Origin of the sequence: Marinococcus halotolerans DSM 16375 (assembly GCF_000420725.1) — a bacterium.
In the GTDB taxonomy this organism is placed as follows: Bacteria; Bacillota; Bacilli; order Bacillales; family Marinococcaceae; genus Marinococcus; species Marinococcus halotolerans.
On the sequence record NZ_ATVM01000003.1, the window covers coordinates 204,701 to 219,217 of the forward strand.

The following is a 14,517-nucleotide window of genomic DNA, read 5'->3' on the forward strand; positions in this document are numbered from 1 at the left end:
TTCCCTTGTATTTCAAAAACCGCCTGGGTTATACTGAGTATAAGTGATTTGTGCGGAAACCATTCACTCAAAGGGAAAAATGTTTCTTTTTGGGGCCGTAAATCGACGTCAGCAATAATTCATTTTTAATTTAGGAGGAAATATACTTTGGCCACACAAGCGAATGGTAACGTTCGTGTTTTTTCCCTTGGCGGTATCGGGGAAATCGGAAAAAATATGTACGTTATAGAATCAGAACAGGACATGATTGTCATAGACGCAGGACTAATGTTTCCAGAAGATGACATGCTCGGAATCGATATTGTTATTCCGGATATTTCATACTTAACCCAGAACAAAGAAAAGCTCCGCGGGATCTTTTTGACCCACGGACACGAAGACCATATCGGAGCCTTAACCTACATTCTCCGCCAGGTGCACGTGCCGATCTACGGCACTAAGCTTACGCTTGGCATCGTGGAGTCGTACGTAAAAGAAAAAGGCCTCCGCAAGAAACCGGATTTCCGGGTGGTGCATGACAACAGTGTCATCCAGACCGGTCAGCTGAAGACAAGCTTCTTCCGGACCAACCACAGCATTCCGGATTCGGTCGGCATGGTCGTGCAGACGCCGGAGGGCATTATTGTGCACACCGGTGATTTCAAATTTGACCAGACGCCGGTCGACGGGCAGTACACAAGCCTTGATAAATTGACCGAGATCGGCAAAAAGGGTGTTCTCTGCCTGCTTTCTGACAGCATTAACGCAGAAGTGCCGGGCGTGAGTCCGTCGGAAGCGATTGCCGGAAACGGCATTATGGATATTTTTCTGGAAACCGAAGGGCGCATCGTAATTACCACCTTTGCGACTAACATCCACCGCATCCAGCAGGTGATCCGTGCAGCGGAGGAAAGCGGCCGCAGGATTGCCGTGAATGGCCAGGCAATGGAAAAAACGATTGAAATTTCGCGCCGGCTCGGGTACCTGGATGCCGAAGACGATATCTTCATTACGACCGATCAGGTCGAGGATATGGATCCGAAGAAAGTGGCTATTTTATGCACGGGCAGCCAGGGCGAGCCAGTCTCTGCGCTGATGAATATGGCGAAGGGCGAAGACGACAATTTAACCATTGAAGAAGGCGACATGGTTATTATTGCCGCCAACCCGGTAGCCGGAAATGAAAAAACAGTATCGCAGACGATCGACTTTCTCTACCAGATCGGAGCAGAGGTCGTTATGGGGGAAAACGTGCACTCCTCCGGCCACGCCCGTCAGGAGGAGCTCAAAATGATGCTGAACCTGGTGAAGCCGCAGTACTTTATTCCAGTGCACGGCGAGTACCGTATGCAGTTTGTACACGGGGAGCTTGCGGAAGAAACCGGTATGGATCCCAACAACGTCTTTCTGCTTGATAAAGGAGAGGTTGTGGAATTCAGCAAGGGCAAAGCCGTAAAAACCGGCAAGGTACCGGCCGGCAACGTCTTAATTGACGGCCTTGGCATCGGCGACGTGGGCAATATTGTCCTTCGCGACCGCCGCCTGCTGTCCGAAGACGGCATCCTCGTGGTCGTGGTGACGCTCAGCAAAAAGTCCGGCACCATCGTCAGCGGCCCGGATATTATTTCCCGCGGCTTCGTTTACGTGCGCGAATCCGAAGAACTGATGGAAAAAGCGCATAAAAAAGTCTCCGAAACGCTGGAGAAATCGATCAGCGAAAATGTGAGCGAATGGTCGACGCTTAAAAGCAGCATCCGGGACTCCATGAGCCGTTTTCTGTTTGAAAAAACCAAACGGCGCCCGATGATTCTGCCGATTATTATGGAAATTTAAAAGCACGCGAAAAGCTTGCCATGACACACCCCTGCATTAGCCAGTTTGGCGGGCAGGGGGTGTTTTATTGAATAGAGTTTTTTGGGAGAAAGGAGCCAAACCATGGCAAAAACGGCGAAGCGCAAGAAAAAACGATCCTCGTCGAACAGAAACAGGCAGCCGGCATTTTCATGGCTGGCGCTTGCGGCTGCGCTGCTTGCCCTTATATCGCTAGGCGGCTGGGGGTGGGCCGGGCAGCTGCTTCGCTCCGGGTCCCAGTGGCTCACCGGGGACCTCTGGTGGATGTTAAACTTACTTATACTTGCTTTTTCCATTGTCTGGATGATCAACCGGAACTTCGTGAAGCAGTTTCCGCTGCGGTGGACAGGGGGCGCCCTTCTTTTCCTAGGAGTGCTTCTCTTTACAGAGGTGCGTTGGGCTTCGGGCATGAACGATCCGGCGATTTCTGTTTTTATGGAAACGTTCGGCCGTGACGGCTGGCTCGACCGCTCTGGAGCAGCCTCTATCGGAGGCGGGGCGATCGGTGCTCTCGTCTACGATGCTGTTCATTTTCTGATCGGGACAGCCGGGGCGTATATTGTGTCCGTGCTTCTCATGGTGGCAGGGCTGTTTTTACTTATGCAGTGGTCTTTTCAACATACAATGCAGACAGGCGGGGCATGGGTGGCCCGTACCTCCAGACAGGGAGCAGCGCAGGCGGTCGAAAAAGGAAAGCAGCGCCGGGCGGAGCGCAAAAAGCAAAAAGAAGCCCGGGAAAAAGAAGCACCTGCCAAGGCCGCACCAAAGCAAAAGCAGAAGGAAACGCCGGAGGTCCCTGCGGAAAAAGTGAAGGAAGGCGCAGAAAAGCCGAAAATATTTTCGTTTACCGAGCAGGCGTACCAGGAGCCGCCGGCAGCGAAAGAAACGCCAAAACCGGAGGAGTCCGCCCGCAAAAAAGAAGCATCTGCACCGGAAGCAGTGGAGGCTCCGGCCGAAGCGGGGCCTGACGTGGACCGCTCGGATATGCTGAGCGTGACCGAAGGGGAGACGGAGAACAAAAATTACCAGCTGCCGGCGCTTACGATGCTGTCGGCACCGAAAAATCAGAACCAGCAGCAGGAGCGGTCGCAGATTTCGGCCAACGCCAAAAAGCTTGAAGAAACGCTGCAGAGCTTCGGAGTGAAAGCGAACGTCTCCGAGGTGCATTTAGGGCCGGCGGTAACCAAATACGAAATCCAGCCGGCCGTCGGGGTGAAGGTCAGCAAAATTGTGAACCTCTCCGATGATATCGCGCTCGCGCTCGCGGCCCGGGACATCCGGATTGAAGCGCCGATCCCGGGCAAATCCGCCGTCGGCATTGAAGTGCCGAACCAGGAGGTGGCGATGGTGACGCTCCGGGAGGTGCTTGAGTCGCTCGATAAAAAAGACGAACACGTGCTGAATGTCGCGCTCGGCCGGGACATTTCCGGCGAACCGATTCTTGCCTCCCTGCATAAAATGCCGCACCTGCTTGTCGCCGGGGCGACGGGAAGCGGAAAAAGTGTCTGCATCAACGGCATTATTACAAGCATTCTAATGCGCGCACGTCCGCATGAGGTAAAGCTTTTGATGATTGACCCGAAAATGGTGGAGCTGAACGTATACAACGGCGTGCCCCACCTGATGGCACCGGTCGTCACCGAACCGAAGAAGGCGGCTCAGGCGCTGAAAAAAGTGGTGGCCGAAATGGAGCGCCGCTACGATCTGTTTTCGCATACCGGCACGAGAAACCTGGAAGGCTACAACGAATGGGTCCGGAAGCAGAACGATAAAGGCGGGGCCAAGCAGCCCGAACTTCCGTACATCGTCGTCATCGTCGACGAGCTCGCCGACCTGATGATGGTCGCCTCGAGCGAGGTGGAGGACGCGATTACGCGTCTCGCCCAGATGGCACGCGCGGCCGGCATTCATATGATCATCGCAACCCAGCGCCCGTCCGTGGACGTGATCACCGGGGTCATTAAAGCAAATATTCCGTCCCGGATTGCGTTTGGCGTATCGAGCCAGACGGACTCCCGGACGATTCTTGACAGCGGCGGAGCGGAAAAGCTGGTCGGTAAAGGCGATATGCTGTTTTCCCCGATCGGCTCCAACAAGTCCACCCGTGTCCAGGGGGCGTTTGTGTCCGACCATGAAGTGGAACAGGTGGTCGAGGCCGTCGTTGCCCAGCAGAAAGCCAAGTATCAGGAGGAAATGATTCCCGACGAGCAGCCGGCGCAGGCCGAACGGCCGAGCGACGAGCTGTTTGACGAAGCAGTGGATATGATTTTGCAGATGCAGAGCGCATCGGTATCGATGCTGCAGCGCCGGTTTCGCATCGGCTACACGCGGGCAGCCCGCCTGATCGATGAAATGGAGGACCGCGGCATTGTCGGGCCCTATGGCGGCAGCAAGCCGCGCGAAGTGCTCGGTGATACCCGCGGAGGAAACAGCGAACCGGTCGAAGAAAAGGAAGATACGCACCATAGTTGAGGAGGATTTTGATGCAGCCAGTGACAACGAACACGAATATTCCGGTGCATTTATTTCAAACGAAGCAGTTTAAAACAACGGCTGTCATTATGCAGTGCCGCGCGCCGCTGTCCGAACATACCGCCGCGGGTCGGGCGCTGTTGGCCAGAGTGCTGAAAAAAGGGAGCCTGCGCTATCCGTCGCAGTCCCATATAAAAGAAAAGCTCGACGACCTGTACGGTGCGTCGTTCAGCGTAGACGTCGGCAAGCGCGGCAATTACCATGTGATGAGCTTTCGCATGGAATTTGTAAACGAACAGTTTCTGCCGGCCCAGGAGGACCTGTTTGCCGAAGCGACCGTCTTTCTAGCGGAAATGGTGCACGCGCCGCTTGCAGAGAACCGCGTGTTTAACCCGAAAATTGTCGAAGAGGAAAAGCGGACGCTGCTGCAGAAAATCAATACGATTTACGACGAGAAGGACCGCTACGCCAACATGCGTCTCGTGCAGGAAATGTGCAGCGCCGAAGCGTATTCGGTGCACCCGCTCGGTGATGCCCACCAGATGGAGGCGCTTGACGAGCAGAAGCTCTACGACGTGTACGAGCAGTTTCTGGCGGAAGACGCGATTGACGTCTACGTGGTCGGCGATGTGCAGTCGTACGACGTGGAGCCGGTCACAGGCCCGTTTCCGGAACGAAGCCCCCTGCCGCCGGTCGAGGACGGGGCAGAACGCCCGCCGCGTGTACGCTACGTGGAGGAGTCCGATGACATCCACCAGGGCAAGCTACAGCTTGGCTACCGGACGACGATTACGCAGGATGATCCGCAGTTTGCCGCGATGCAGGTAACGAACGGCCTGTTCGGAGGCTTTCCGCATTCGAAGCTGTTTCAGGAAGTTCGTGAAAAACGGAGCCTCGCGTATTACGCCGCTTCCCGCTACGAAAGTCAGAAGGGGCTGGTCATGGTGATGACCGGCATTGAAAAAGAGCAGTATGAGCAGGTGAAAGAAGTGATCGGCGAACAGCTGCAGGCGCTGCAGCAGGAGCCCGTCTCCGACGAACTGCTGGCCCAGACGAAGGGAATGCTCATCAACCAGATCCGTGAGACCACCGACGCCCCGGGCGGGCTGGCAGCCCTGCATTTTCAGGGAAAAATGGCCGGCCGCGTCCGCCCGATTGAAACATGGATCGAAGAAATTGAGCAGGTGAGCGTGGACGACGTGCTTGCATGCGCAAATTCGATCGTACTTGATACCGTATTTTTCCTACACGGAAAGGAGGATAAAGATGCAGAAGCAACAGTATGATCAGCTGCAGGAAACCGTCTATTCGGAGGTGATGCCAAACGGCCTCCGGGTGTACGTGCTTCCAAAGCAGGGGTTCAGTAAAACATTTGCCACCTTTACGACCGACTACGGCTCCATCGATAATGCCTTCGTTCCGATCGGCCAGCAGCAGAGCGTGGAGGTGCCGGACGGCATCGCTCATTTTCTGGAGCACAAAATGTTTGAGGACGAAGAGGGGGACGTATTCGATACGTTCGGCAAACAGGGCGCTTCGGCCAATGCGTTCACGTCCTTTACGCGTACGGCGTATTTGTTTTCAAGCACCGATGACACCGCGGTGAATCTGCATACGCTGCTCGACTTTGTGCAGCACCCGTATTTCACCGAGGAAAGCGTGGAAAAGGAAAAGGGCATTATCGGCCAGGAAATCAGCATGTATGACGATGATGCGGACTGGCGGCTGTTCTTCCAGCTGCTCGGCAACCTGTATCACCGCCATCCGGCCCGGATTGACATTGCCGGCACCGCCGAGTCCATTAACCGGATCACCAAGGATGATCTGTACACGTGCTATCATACGTTTTATCACCCGTCCAATATGATTTTGTACGTAGCCGGAGCTGTGGAGCCGCAGGAGATTTTTGAGCTCGTGCGCAGCAACCAGGCGGAAAAGGAATTTACGCCGATGGACCACGTCGAGCGTATTGAAGTGGAGGAGCCGGCGACGGCACTTCATTCCAAGGCGGTCGAAAGGATGAGCATACGCCTGCCGAAGGTGCTTCTCGGCTACAAGCTGTCGCTGCACAGTGAAACGGACAATCTGCTGTATCAGGAAGCCCGGCTCGAGCTGCTGCTTGAAACCCTGTTCGGGGAAGGCTCGGAGGCGTATGAGACGCTGTACTCCGAAGGACTGATCGACGACAGCTTCTCGAGCGAGGCAATGATTGAGCGTTCGTTTTCACTCGCGGCGTTTGGCGGCAACACACCGAAGCCGGAGGAAACCGAGGCCCGAATTCTTGAGATTATCGAGCACGCCCAGACCGAAGGCATGGACGAACGGCGCTTTGAGCGGATGCGCAAAAAGCTGCTCGGCCAGCTCGTTAAACAGCTGAATTCCACCGAATTTCTCGCCACTGAAGGCACACGCTACGCGTTTCACGGCGCATCGGTCATGGACGCGGTGGAGATTATGCAGCAGGTGACGTTTGACGATATTTCCAGGCTGCTGCAGAGTGAATTCCGCATCGACAACCGAACGACATCGATTATCGACCAGAAGGCTGAAGCAGATGCCTGACTGGACGCTGGTGACCGGAGCAAGCGGAGCGATTGGATCAGCAGCAGCCGAACGGCTTGCTGCCTCCGGCCGCCCGCTTCTGCTTCATTACTACAGGGAAAATGAAAAAGCGGAACAGACCGCAGAGCGCTGCCGCCAGAACGGGCAACAGGTAGAAACAGTCTACGGCGATCTTGCCACCGAGGCAGGCCAGGAGGCGTTTACCGCCCGGCTGCCTAAAAATATTGATACCTATATTCATGCTGCAGGCATGGAGGAATACATACTGTTTCAGGAAACCACCTACGCGCACCGAAATGCCATTATTCAGACAAATGCGATGAGTGCGCTTGCCATCAGCCGCGCGCTCCTGCCGGACATGCTGGCCGCCCGGAGCGGGACAATCGTTTTGGTAAGCTCCGTCTGGGCCCGGGAGGGGGCGACGATGGAAACCACCTATGCAGCGGCCAAAGGGATGATGGAATCCTTCACCCGGTCGCTTGCCAAAGAAACCGGCCCGTCCGGCGTGCGTGTGAATGCCGTGGCCCCGGGGGCGGTCGCCTCTCCGATGCTTGACCATTTGTCGGAGGAGGAACGGCAGGACGTCGCCGGGCGCGTATCGCTCGGGCGAATCGGTACGCCGGAGGAAGTGGCCGGCGCGGTCGCATTTTTATGCTCGCTGGACGGCGCTTACGTGCACGGGGAAGTGCTCCGCGTTGACGGTTTATTTCCGTCCTGAAACCCCCGGCATTTCCTGTTCAAATGGGAAAAAATGACGTACAATAAAAGAAGTAGAGACAAAGAGGGGGACGCCTGATGGCTGGCAACGAATGGTACGTGGAATATGAAATTCATCAAAACCGCCCCGGCCTGCTCGGGGACATTTCTTCGCTGCTCGGCATGCTTGCAATCAATATCGTGACCATCAACGGGGTGGAGGGCAACCGCCGGGGGCTGCTTCTGCGCTGCGACAGCTTTGACCGCATCCAGCGGCTGCGCGCCATCCTTGATACGATACAGATCATTTCTGTGCGGAAGGTCAAACAGCCGGGTCTACGCGAACGGCTCGCTGTCCGCCACGGCCGCTACATTGAACGCGACGCTGATGACCGGAAAACGTTCCGGTTCGTGCGTCCGGATCTCGGGCTTCTGGTCGACTTTATGGCCGAGCTGTTCAAAAAGGACCGGCATTATCTCGTTGGTATCCGGGGGATGCCGCGGGTTGGAAAGACTGAATCCCTGGTGGCCGCAAGTGTATGTGCCAATAAGCGCTGGACGTTTGTATCATCGACGCTTCTGCGCCAGACGATGCGCACCCAGCTCGGCGACGATGAACGGACGAACAGCCATGTGTTCATTATCGACGGTATTGTCACGACAATGCGCGCGGCCCGGAAGCATCGCGACCTGGTGGAGGAAATCATGCGGCTGCCTGCGGTCAAAGTTGTGGAGCATCCGGATATTTTCATCCGCGAAACGTCGTATACGGCGGAAGATTTTGACTGCATGATTGAGCTCAGAAATGATGAAAGCCAGGTGATCTCGTACGATACGGTGGATTCCGGATTTTCATCCTTTGATATTAGTTAACGTGAAAGAGGCAGGTGAGCCGTTATGGCAGAGTTAGGACCGTACCTTCGCGGTGAACGCGAGCGCCAGGGAGCAAGCCTCGAGCTGATGCAGCAGCGCACGAAAATTCAACGAAGGTATTTGCAGGCAATTGAAAGCGGCGACTACGGGGCGCTGCCGGGGGCGTTTTACGCCCGGGCGTTTATCCGCAGCTACGCCGAAGCGCTCGGCCTGAACGCCGAAGACGTGTTCCGGCAGTACGGCCATGAGCTGCCAGCACCCAGGCAGCAGCCGGCAGAAATGCCGTCACGGGCGTCAAGGAAGCAGACGCGAAGCAGAAGCCAGCAGAAGCGGCCGCAGCAGAAACAGAAAAAAACATCCTTCCTGCCCTTTATTATTGCGCTTATTTTTTTTCTTATCATTGGGGCAGGCATCTGGCTGTTGTTCCAAAATGTAAACAGCGATACACAGACCCAGCAGCAAAACGACGAAGGCACCGGTGTCCAGTTTGAATCCGGGTCTTTGGAGGAAGAAGAGGGAGAAACTGCAGAGGAGAGCGCAGAAAATTCCCAGGAAAATAACGGGGGCTCCGGCGGGGAAGAAAACGAAGGCGCTGCAGAAGAGGAGCCTGCGGACGCCGACGTACAGCTCGAGGAAACGTCCTCGGACGGGGACAACGCATCCTATGATGTGATCGGGGCAGAAGCATTTGAGCTTACGATGAGCTTCAGCGGCAACTCCTATGTGGATATAACGGATGCGGACGGCGAGATGCTCGATATGTTTGCAAGCCAGTCCGACGGCGACGAGCTTGAAGAAACGTACGAAGCAGAAGAAATTACCGTCAACGTCGGCAACACGAACAACATGGAGCTGACCGTCAACGGGCGGGAATTTTCCTATCCTACAGATGGCACGCACCAGATTATTACATTTACAGCAGTGCCAGAAGAATAAACCCGGCCTTCGCTTCTGAATTTTTCAGGACGAAGGCTTTGCTTTACCATAAACAAATTATGCGTTTTGTTCCATAAGAAAAAAAGATATATGATACAATATGAAAGACTGGAATGTGGACGGAATGGCACGATTTGCAAGTAGGAGGACGCAGATGAACTTACCCAATAAAATTACAATTGCCCGTGTGTTGATGATTCCGCTATTCGTGATCGCCGTTCTGGTGCCTTTTCCGTTTGGCACCTGGCCGGTCGGAAACGCTGATCTACCGGTGCACCATTTCATCGGCGCGGTCATCTTTGCAATCGCGGCCGGATCCGACTGGCTCGACGGCTATATCGCAAGAAAGTACAACCTGGTGACCTCATTCGGCAAGTTTCTGGATCCGCTAGCAGACAAGCTTCTCGTTACGGCGGCGCTGCTTGTGCTGATTGACATTTCCATGCTCGCGTCCTGGATGGCAATCATTATTTTAAGCCGCGAATTTGCGGTCACCGGCGTCCGGCTGGTTGCTGCCGGGGAAGGAAACGTTATTGCGGCAAGCGGACTCGGGAAATGGAAAACCACATTCCAAATGGTTGCTATCGTGGTGCTCTTGCTTCATCACTTTCCATTTTCCTATGCCGGCTTTCCGGCAGGCGACGTCCTTATGTGGATCGCTGTTATTTTAACGATCATATCCGGCGTCGATTATTTCTGGAAAAACCGCGCCGTGATTATGAAGACGATGTAAGCTGTATCGGAGGAACGTGTAATGAATGCAGAAATTATTGCAGTAGGAACAGAGCTTCTGTTGGGCCAGATTGCCAACACGAACGGCCAGTATTTATCGAAGGAATTAGCTTCCCTCGGGGTGAATGTCTTCCGCCATACGGTGGTGGGGGACAATGAATCCCGGATGCACGAAGCTGTCGGGGAAGCCTCCGAACGGGCGGATATCGTTATCCTGACCGGCGGCCTCGGGCCGACGCAGGACGATATCACAAAGGACGTGGTGGCTGATTTTACCGGCCGGAAGCTGCTCGTGCACGAAGCGTCAGCGCAAAAAATCAGGGACTACTATGACCGCACGGGCCGTTCGATGCCGGCGTCCAATATGCGCCAGGCGCACTACGCTGAAAACAGCACGGTGTTTGTTAACCAGAACGGCATGGCCTGCGGGATGGCGGTCGAAGAAGGCGGCACACATTACATTTTAATTCCGGGACCGCCCCGGGAGATGAAATCCATGTACAAGTATGACGTCGAGCCTTACGTGTCGGCGCTTGCCGGAAGCGGCAGGCTCGTTTCGTCCCGGGTGCTCCGTTTTTACGGCATCGGGGAATCCTCGCTTGAAGAGGAGCTGCAGGATTTAATCGAAGCCCAGACGAATCCGACCATCGCCCCTCTGGCCGGTGACGGCGAAGTCACGCTCCGGCTGACGGCGTCCGCCGCCACCGAGGATGAAGCGGTGCAGATGATTGCCGGCGTGGAGGAGCAGGTGCTCGGCCGTGTCGGGGAGCATTTTTACGGCTATGATGACGATTCGGTCTTTAACCATACGGTGGAAGTGCTGAAAGAGCGCGCGCAGACGATCGCTTCGGCAGAAAGCCTGACCGGCGGCTGGTTCGCAAAGTCCGTTGTGGACATCCCGGGGGCGTCAAGCGTATTCCAGGGATCGGTCACGACGTATTCCAAAGCAGCCAAAGAGCGCATTCTCGGCATCGACCGAAAGCTTCTTGACCAGGAGGGGGCCGTGAGCGCTGCCTGCGCAGAAGCGATGGCTGAAAAGGTAAAAGAAAAATTCAGCACCGACGTTGGTATTTCGTTTACCGGTGTTGCCGGGCCGGACCGCGATGAGGGTAAAGAGCCCGGACTCGTCTGGATCGGAGTTTCCGGACCGAAGGGAACGATCTCAAAACAAATTCACATCGCCGGCACCAGGGATCGTGTCCGCTTTATGGCTTTATATGAAGGGTGCCGATTGTTATGGAAAGAAAAGGTGGTAGAAAATGACAACATTCAATGATTTTCAAATGAAGGACGAAATTAAGCAGGCCGTACGGGAGATGGGCTTTGAAGAGCCGTCCCCGGTACAGGAAAAAGCGATTCCCGACGCTCTCGAGCAGAAGGATCTGATCGGACAGGCACAGACCGGTACCGGTAAAACGGCGGCGTTTGGCATTCCGATTTTAAATAAGGTAACCGAGGAGCCGCACGTGCAGTCGATTATCATTACTCCGACCCGCGAGCTTGCCATCCAGGTTTCCTCGGAAATCCAGAAGCTCTCCAAGCATTTAAACATCCGTTCGCTGCCGATTTACGGCGGCCAGTCGATCGGCCATCAGATTAAAGCGCTCAAGCAGGGCGTACAGATTGTCATCGGAACGCCGGGACGGGTGCAGGATCACCTGCGCCGCAAAACGCTGCAGCTCGACAAGGTAAATACTGTCGTGCTCGACGAAGCGGACGAGATGCTAGACATGGGCTTTGTCGAAGACATTGAAGCGATTTTAAAGCAGGTGAACGTTGACCGGCAGACGCTTTTATTCTCGGCGACAATGCCGCCGGCCATCCGCAAGCTGTCGAAAAAATATATGGTGGATCCGGTCACAGTATCGATCAACAAAAGTGAAGTGACGGCGCCAAACATCGAGCAGTCCTACTTTAAGGTGCTCGAGCGCAACAAGCAGGATTCGCTCTGCCGGATACTGGACGCGCGCGACCCGGACCTTGGCATTATTTTCTGCCGGACGAAAAAAGGGGTGGCGGATCTGACGGAAATTCTGCAGGCGCGGGGCTACCTCGCAGACGGTCTGCACGGGGACCTGACCCAGCAGCACCGCGACGCCGTGATGAAAAAATTCCGCGACGCGTCGATTGAATTTCTTGTGGCGACAGACGTTGCCGCCCGCGGCATTGACGTGCAGAACGTCACTCACGTGATTAACTACGACATTCCGCAGGATCCGGAAAGCTACGTGCACCGCATCGGCCGGACAGGCAGAGCCGGACGCAAAGGCGAAGCGCTGACGCTTGTGACGCCGCGCGAAATGAAGCATCTGCGTTCGATCGAATCGGAAATCAAAATGTACATTCCGTCGCACCGGGTGCCGACCATCGAAGAAGTGGTGGAAAAGCAGCAGGAGGCGTGGAAGCGCCAGATCGCCTCGCAGATGGAGGAGGAGTCGGAGCTCGGGCTGTTTAATGACATTACCGACGAACTTCTTAACGAGTACGAGCCGAAGGATGTGGTCCGTGCGCTGATGAAGCTGAACTTCGCCTCCACGGTCGGTGAATCCGATGAAAGCTACAGCTTCGGTGAAACCGGCGGCGCCCGCGGCATGACGAGATTCTTTATCAATGTCGGCCGCAATGTAAACATGACGCCTAAAATATTGATCGAGGAAATTTCGAACGCTGTCGGCATTCCCGGCAAATCGATCGGCAAGATTGATATTTTTGATAAATTTACCTTTGTGGAAGTACCGAAGGACAGCGCGCCGTTTGTGTACGAAGCCCTCCGGCACGCACGCATCAACGGCACCCGCGTGAACCTCGAGCCGGCGAAGCCACGCCCGGCCCGTCCGAGCCGGAACACGCAGCGCCAGTCCCAGTAATCCGTTCGCTCTTCAGCGGCACCCGCCGCTGAAGAGTTTTTTTACCCTCAGCCTGATTATGGCGGGGAGTGTCACGGAAAGAAAAAACACGAATAAATGTTCGCATATCTGTTGGCAAATCGAACAAAAAACGATATAATATAGAAAGCAGGAAAACAGCGGGAACGCTTCCTGAATAACAGCAGGCATGTATGGATACCTTCTTCGTGGGGAAGAGCGTATCTGTTTAAATAGTATATATCCTTGAAGGAGAGATAAGATGAGCGAAAGAAAAGCCGCATTGGATCAAGCACTAAGCCGCATCGAAAAACAGTTTGGCAAGGGGTCGATCATGAAGCTCGGCGATCAGACCGACCGCCGCATTTCCACTATTTCCTCCGGCGCCCTGGCCGTCGATATTGCCCTCGGAGTCGGCGGGTATCCGCGCGGCCGTGTCGTAGAAATTTACGGGCCGGAATCGTCCGGTAAAACGACCGTGGCCCTGCACTCTATCGCTGCTGCCCAGCGCGACGGAGGAACGGCTGCCTTTATCGATGCGGAGCACGCCCTGGACCCGAGCTATGCGCGGGCGCTTGGCGTTAACATTGATGAGCTGATCCTTTCCCAGCCGGATACCGGCGAGCAGGCGCTTGAAATTGCTGAAGCGCTTGTGCGCAGCGGCGCGATCGATATTCTCGTTATTGATTCGGTGGCAGCCCTCGTGCCAAAAGCAGAGATTGAAGGCGAAATGGGCGACAGCCACGTCGGCCTGCAGGCACGCCTGATGTCCCAGGCGCTGCGGAAGCTTTCCGGGGCGATCAGCAAATCGAACTCGATCGCGATGTTTATCAACCAGATCCGTGAGAAGGTCGGCGTCATGTTCGGCAGTCCGGAAACGACTCCAGGCGGCCGTGCGCTGAAATTCTACTCCTCGGTACGTCTTGAAGTGCGCCGGGCAGAAACCCTCAAGCAGGGCAACGAAATGGTTGGTAACAAAACGAGAATCAAAGTGGTGAAAAACAAAGTAGCGCCCCCATTCCGTCAGGCGGAAGTGGATATTATGTACGGCGAAGGCATTTCGCGCGAGGGCTCCATTCTCGACATCGGTGCTGAACTCGACATTGTGCTTAAAAGCGGCGCATGGTATTCCTACGAAGGCGAGCGCCTCGGACAGGGACGGGAAAACTCGAAGCAGTTCCTGAAGGAAAATGAAGCAACGGCCGCGGCCATTGAACGGAAAATCCGCGACCACTACAAGCTCGACGACATTCAGGCGGAGCCGGACGAGCCGGAGGAAGAACCGGACGCCCAGCATGAATCCGGCCTGCTTGCCGAAGAGGAAGAAACAGCAGATACAAACCGATAAAGCAATACCGAGGCGCCGGAATTCCGGCGCCTTTTTTCGTGTGAAACAAGCTCCGGCAAAAGCAGCCGGGCGCGAAACATCCGGCGGGGAGGCGGGGTAAGCACAGGGCCGGAAGGGAAGAAAACGGTGTCAATCCCCATAAAAACAGGGATTTCTGCCGGTGAGCTTTCTTGACAGCGCCCCGTGGTAAAGATACAATAAAGA

The 14,517-nt window shown here is 55.2% G+C and carries 11 protein-coding genes; all 11 read left to right on the top strand.

The window, feature by feature from the left end:
• Nucleotides 1–147 precede the first annotated feature (147 nt).
• Nucleotides 148–1,812 carry a ribonuclease J gene (locus tag G548_RS0103800; RefSeq protein ID WP_022792820.1) on the top strand — a complete coding sequence of 555 codons (1,665 nt, stop codon included), beginning with the start codon at nucleotides 148–150 and terminating at the stop codon, nucleotides 1,810–1,812.
• Between the two features lie 102 nt (nucleotides 1,813–1,914).
• Nucleotides 1,915–4,302: an FtsK/SpoIIIE family DNA translocase gene (locus tag G548_RS17285; RefSeq protein WP_022792821.1), complete on the top strand. Its 2,388-nt coding sequence runs from the start codon at nucleotides 1,915–1,917 to the stop codon at nucleotides 4,300–4,302.
• Nucleotides 4,303–4,313: 11 nt separating this feature from the next.
• The gene (gene yfmF, locus G548_RS0103810) at nucleotides 4,314–5,588 is read left to right on the top strand and encodes an EF-P 5-aminopentanol modification-associated protein YfmF (RefSeq protein WP_022792822.1); all 1,275 of its coding nucleotides are present in this window, start codon (nucleotides 4,314–4,316) and stop codon (nucleotides 5,586–5,588) included.
• On the top strand, nucleotides 5,569–6,864 hold the full coding sequence (gene yfmH / locus G548_RS17290) for an EF-P 5-aminopentanol modification-associated protein YfmH (RefSeq protein WP_022792823.1): 1,296 nt from the start codon (nucleotides 5,569–5,571) through the stop codon (nucleotides 6,862–6,864). The genes yfmF and yfmH overlap by 20 nt, the downstream gene beginning before the upstream one ends.
• A complete protein-coding gene (gene ymfI / locus G548_RS0103820) occupies nucleotides 6,857–7,582 on the top strand; it encodes an elongation factor P 5-aminopentanone reductase (RefSeq protein WP_022792824.1) in 726 nt (241 codons plus the stop codon). The genes yfmH and ymfI overlap by 8 nt, the downstream gene beginning before the upstream one ends.
• A 77-nt stretch (nucleotides 7,583–7,659) precedes the next feature.
• Nucleotides 7,660–8,433, top strand: a complete 774-nt coding sequence (locus tag G548_RS0103825; protein ID WP_022792825.1) for a DUF3388 domain-containing protein — start codon at nucleotides 7,660–7,662, stop codon at nucleotides 8,431–8,433.
• 24 nt (nucleotides 8,434–8,457) lie between these two features.
• Nucleotides 8,458–9,369 (top strand): helix-turn-helix domain-containing protein, encoded by a 912-nt coding sequence (locus G548_RS0103830; RefSeq protein ID WP_022792826.1) that lies wholly within the window; start codon nucleotides 8,458–8,460, stop codon nucleotides 9,367–9,369.
• 154 nt (nucleotides 9,370–9,523) lie between these two features.
• On the top strand, nucleotides 9,524–10,102 hold the full coding sequence (gene pgsA, locus G548_RS0103835) for a CDP-diacylglycerol--glycerol-3-phosphate 3-phosphatidyltransferase (protein ID WP_022792827.1): 579 nt from the start codon (nucleotides 9,524–9,526) through the stop codon (nucleotides 10,100–10,102).
• 21 nt (nucleotides 10,103–10,123) lie between these two features.
• On the top strand, nucleotides 10,124–11,377 hold the full coding sequence (locus G548_RS0103840; protein ID WP_022792828.1) for a competence/damage-inducible protein A: 1,254 nt from the start codon (nucleotides 10,124–10,126) through the stop codon (nucleotides 11,375–11,377).
• Nucleotides 11,361–12,968: a DEAD/DEAH box helicase gene (locus tag G548_RS0103845; RefSeq protein WP_022792829.1), complete on the top strand. Its 1,608-nt coding sequence runs from the start codon at nucleotides 11,361–11,363 to the stop codon at nucleotides 12,966–12,968. The genes G548_RS0103840 and G548_RS0103845 overlap by 17 nt, the downstream gene beginning before the upstream one ends.
• Nucleotides 12,969–13,227: 259 nt before the next feature.
• Entirely contained in the window at nucleotides 13,228–14,313 is a 1,086-nt protein-coding gene (recA, locus tag G548_RS17295; RefSeq protein WP_022792830.1) for a recombinase RecA, read from the top strand.
• The last annotated feature ends 204 nt before the right edge of the window (nucleotides 14,314–14,517 follow it).

Bases quoted from the DNA above. Each gene is read 5' to 3' on its own strand.
- G548_RS17285 (WP_022792821.1), top strand. From the start codon at position 1,915: ATGGCAAAAACGGCGAAGCGCAAGAAAAAACGATCCTCGTCGAACAGA.
- yfmF (WP_022792822.1), top strand. From the start codon at position 4,314: ATGCAGCCAGTGACAACGAACACGAATATTCCGGTGCATTTATTTCAA.
- yfmH (WP_022792823.1), top strand. From the start codon at position 5,569: ATGCAGAAGCAACAGTATGATCAGCTGCAGGAAACCGTCTATTCGGAG.
- ymfI (WP_022792824.1), top strand. From the start codon at position 6,857: ATGCCTGACTGGACGCTGGTGACCGGAGCAAGCGGAGCGATTGGATCA.
- G548_RS0103825 (WP_022792825.1), top strand. From the start codon at position 7,660: ATGGCTGGCAACGAATGGTACGTGGAATATGAAATTCATCAAAACCGC.
- G548_RS0103830 (WP_022792826.1), top strand. From the start codon at position 8,458: ATGGCAGAGTTAGGACCGTACCTTCGCGGTGAACGCGAGCGCCAGGGA.
- pgsA (WP_022792827.1), top strand. From the start codon at position 9,524: ATGAACTTACCCAATAAAATTACAATTGCCCGTGTGTTGATGATTCCG.
- G548_RS0103840 (WP_022792828.1), top strand. From the start codon at position 10,124: ATGAATGCAGAAATTATTGCAGTAGGAACAGAGCTTCTGTTGGGCCAG.
- G548_RS0103845 (WP_022792829.1), top strand. From the start codon at position 11,361: ATGACAACATTCAATGATTTTCAAATGAAGGACGAAATTAAGCAGGCC.
- recA (WP_022792830.1), top strand. From the start codon at position 13,228: ATGAGCGAAAGAAAAGCCGCATTGGATCAAGCACTAAGCCGCATCGAA.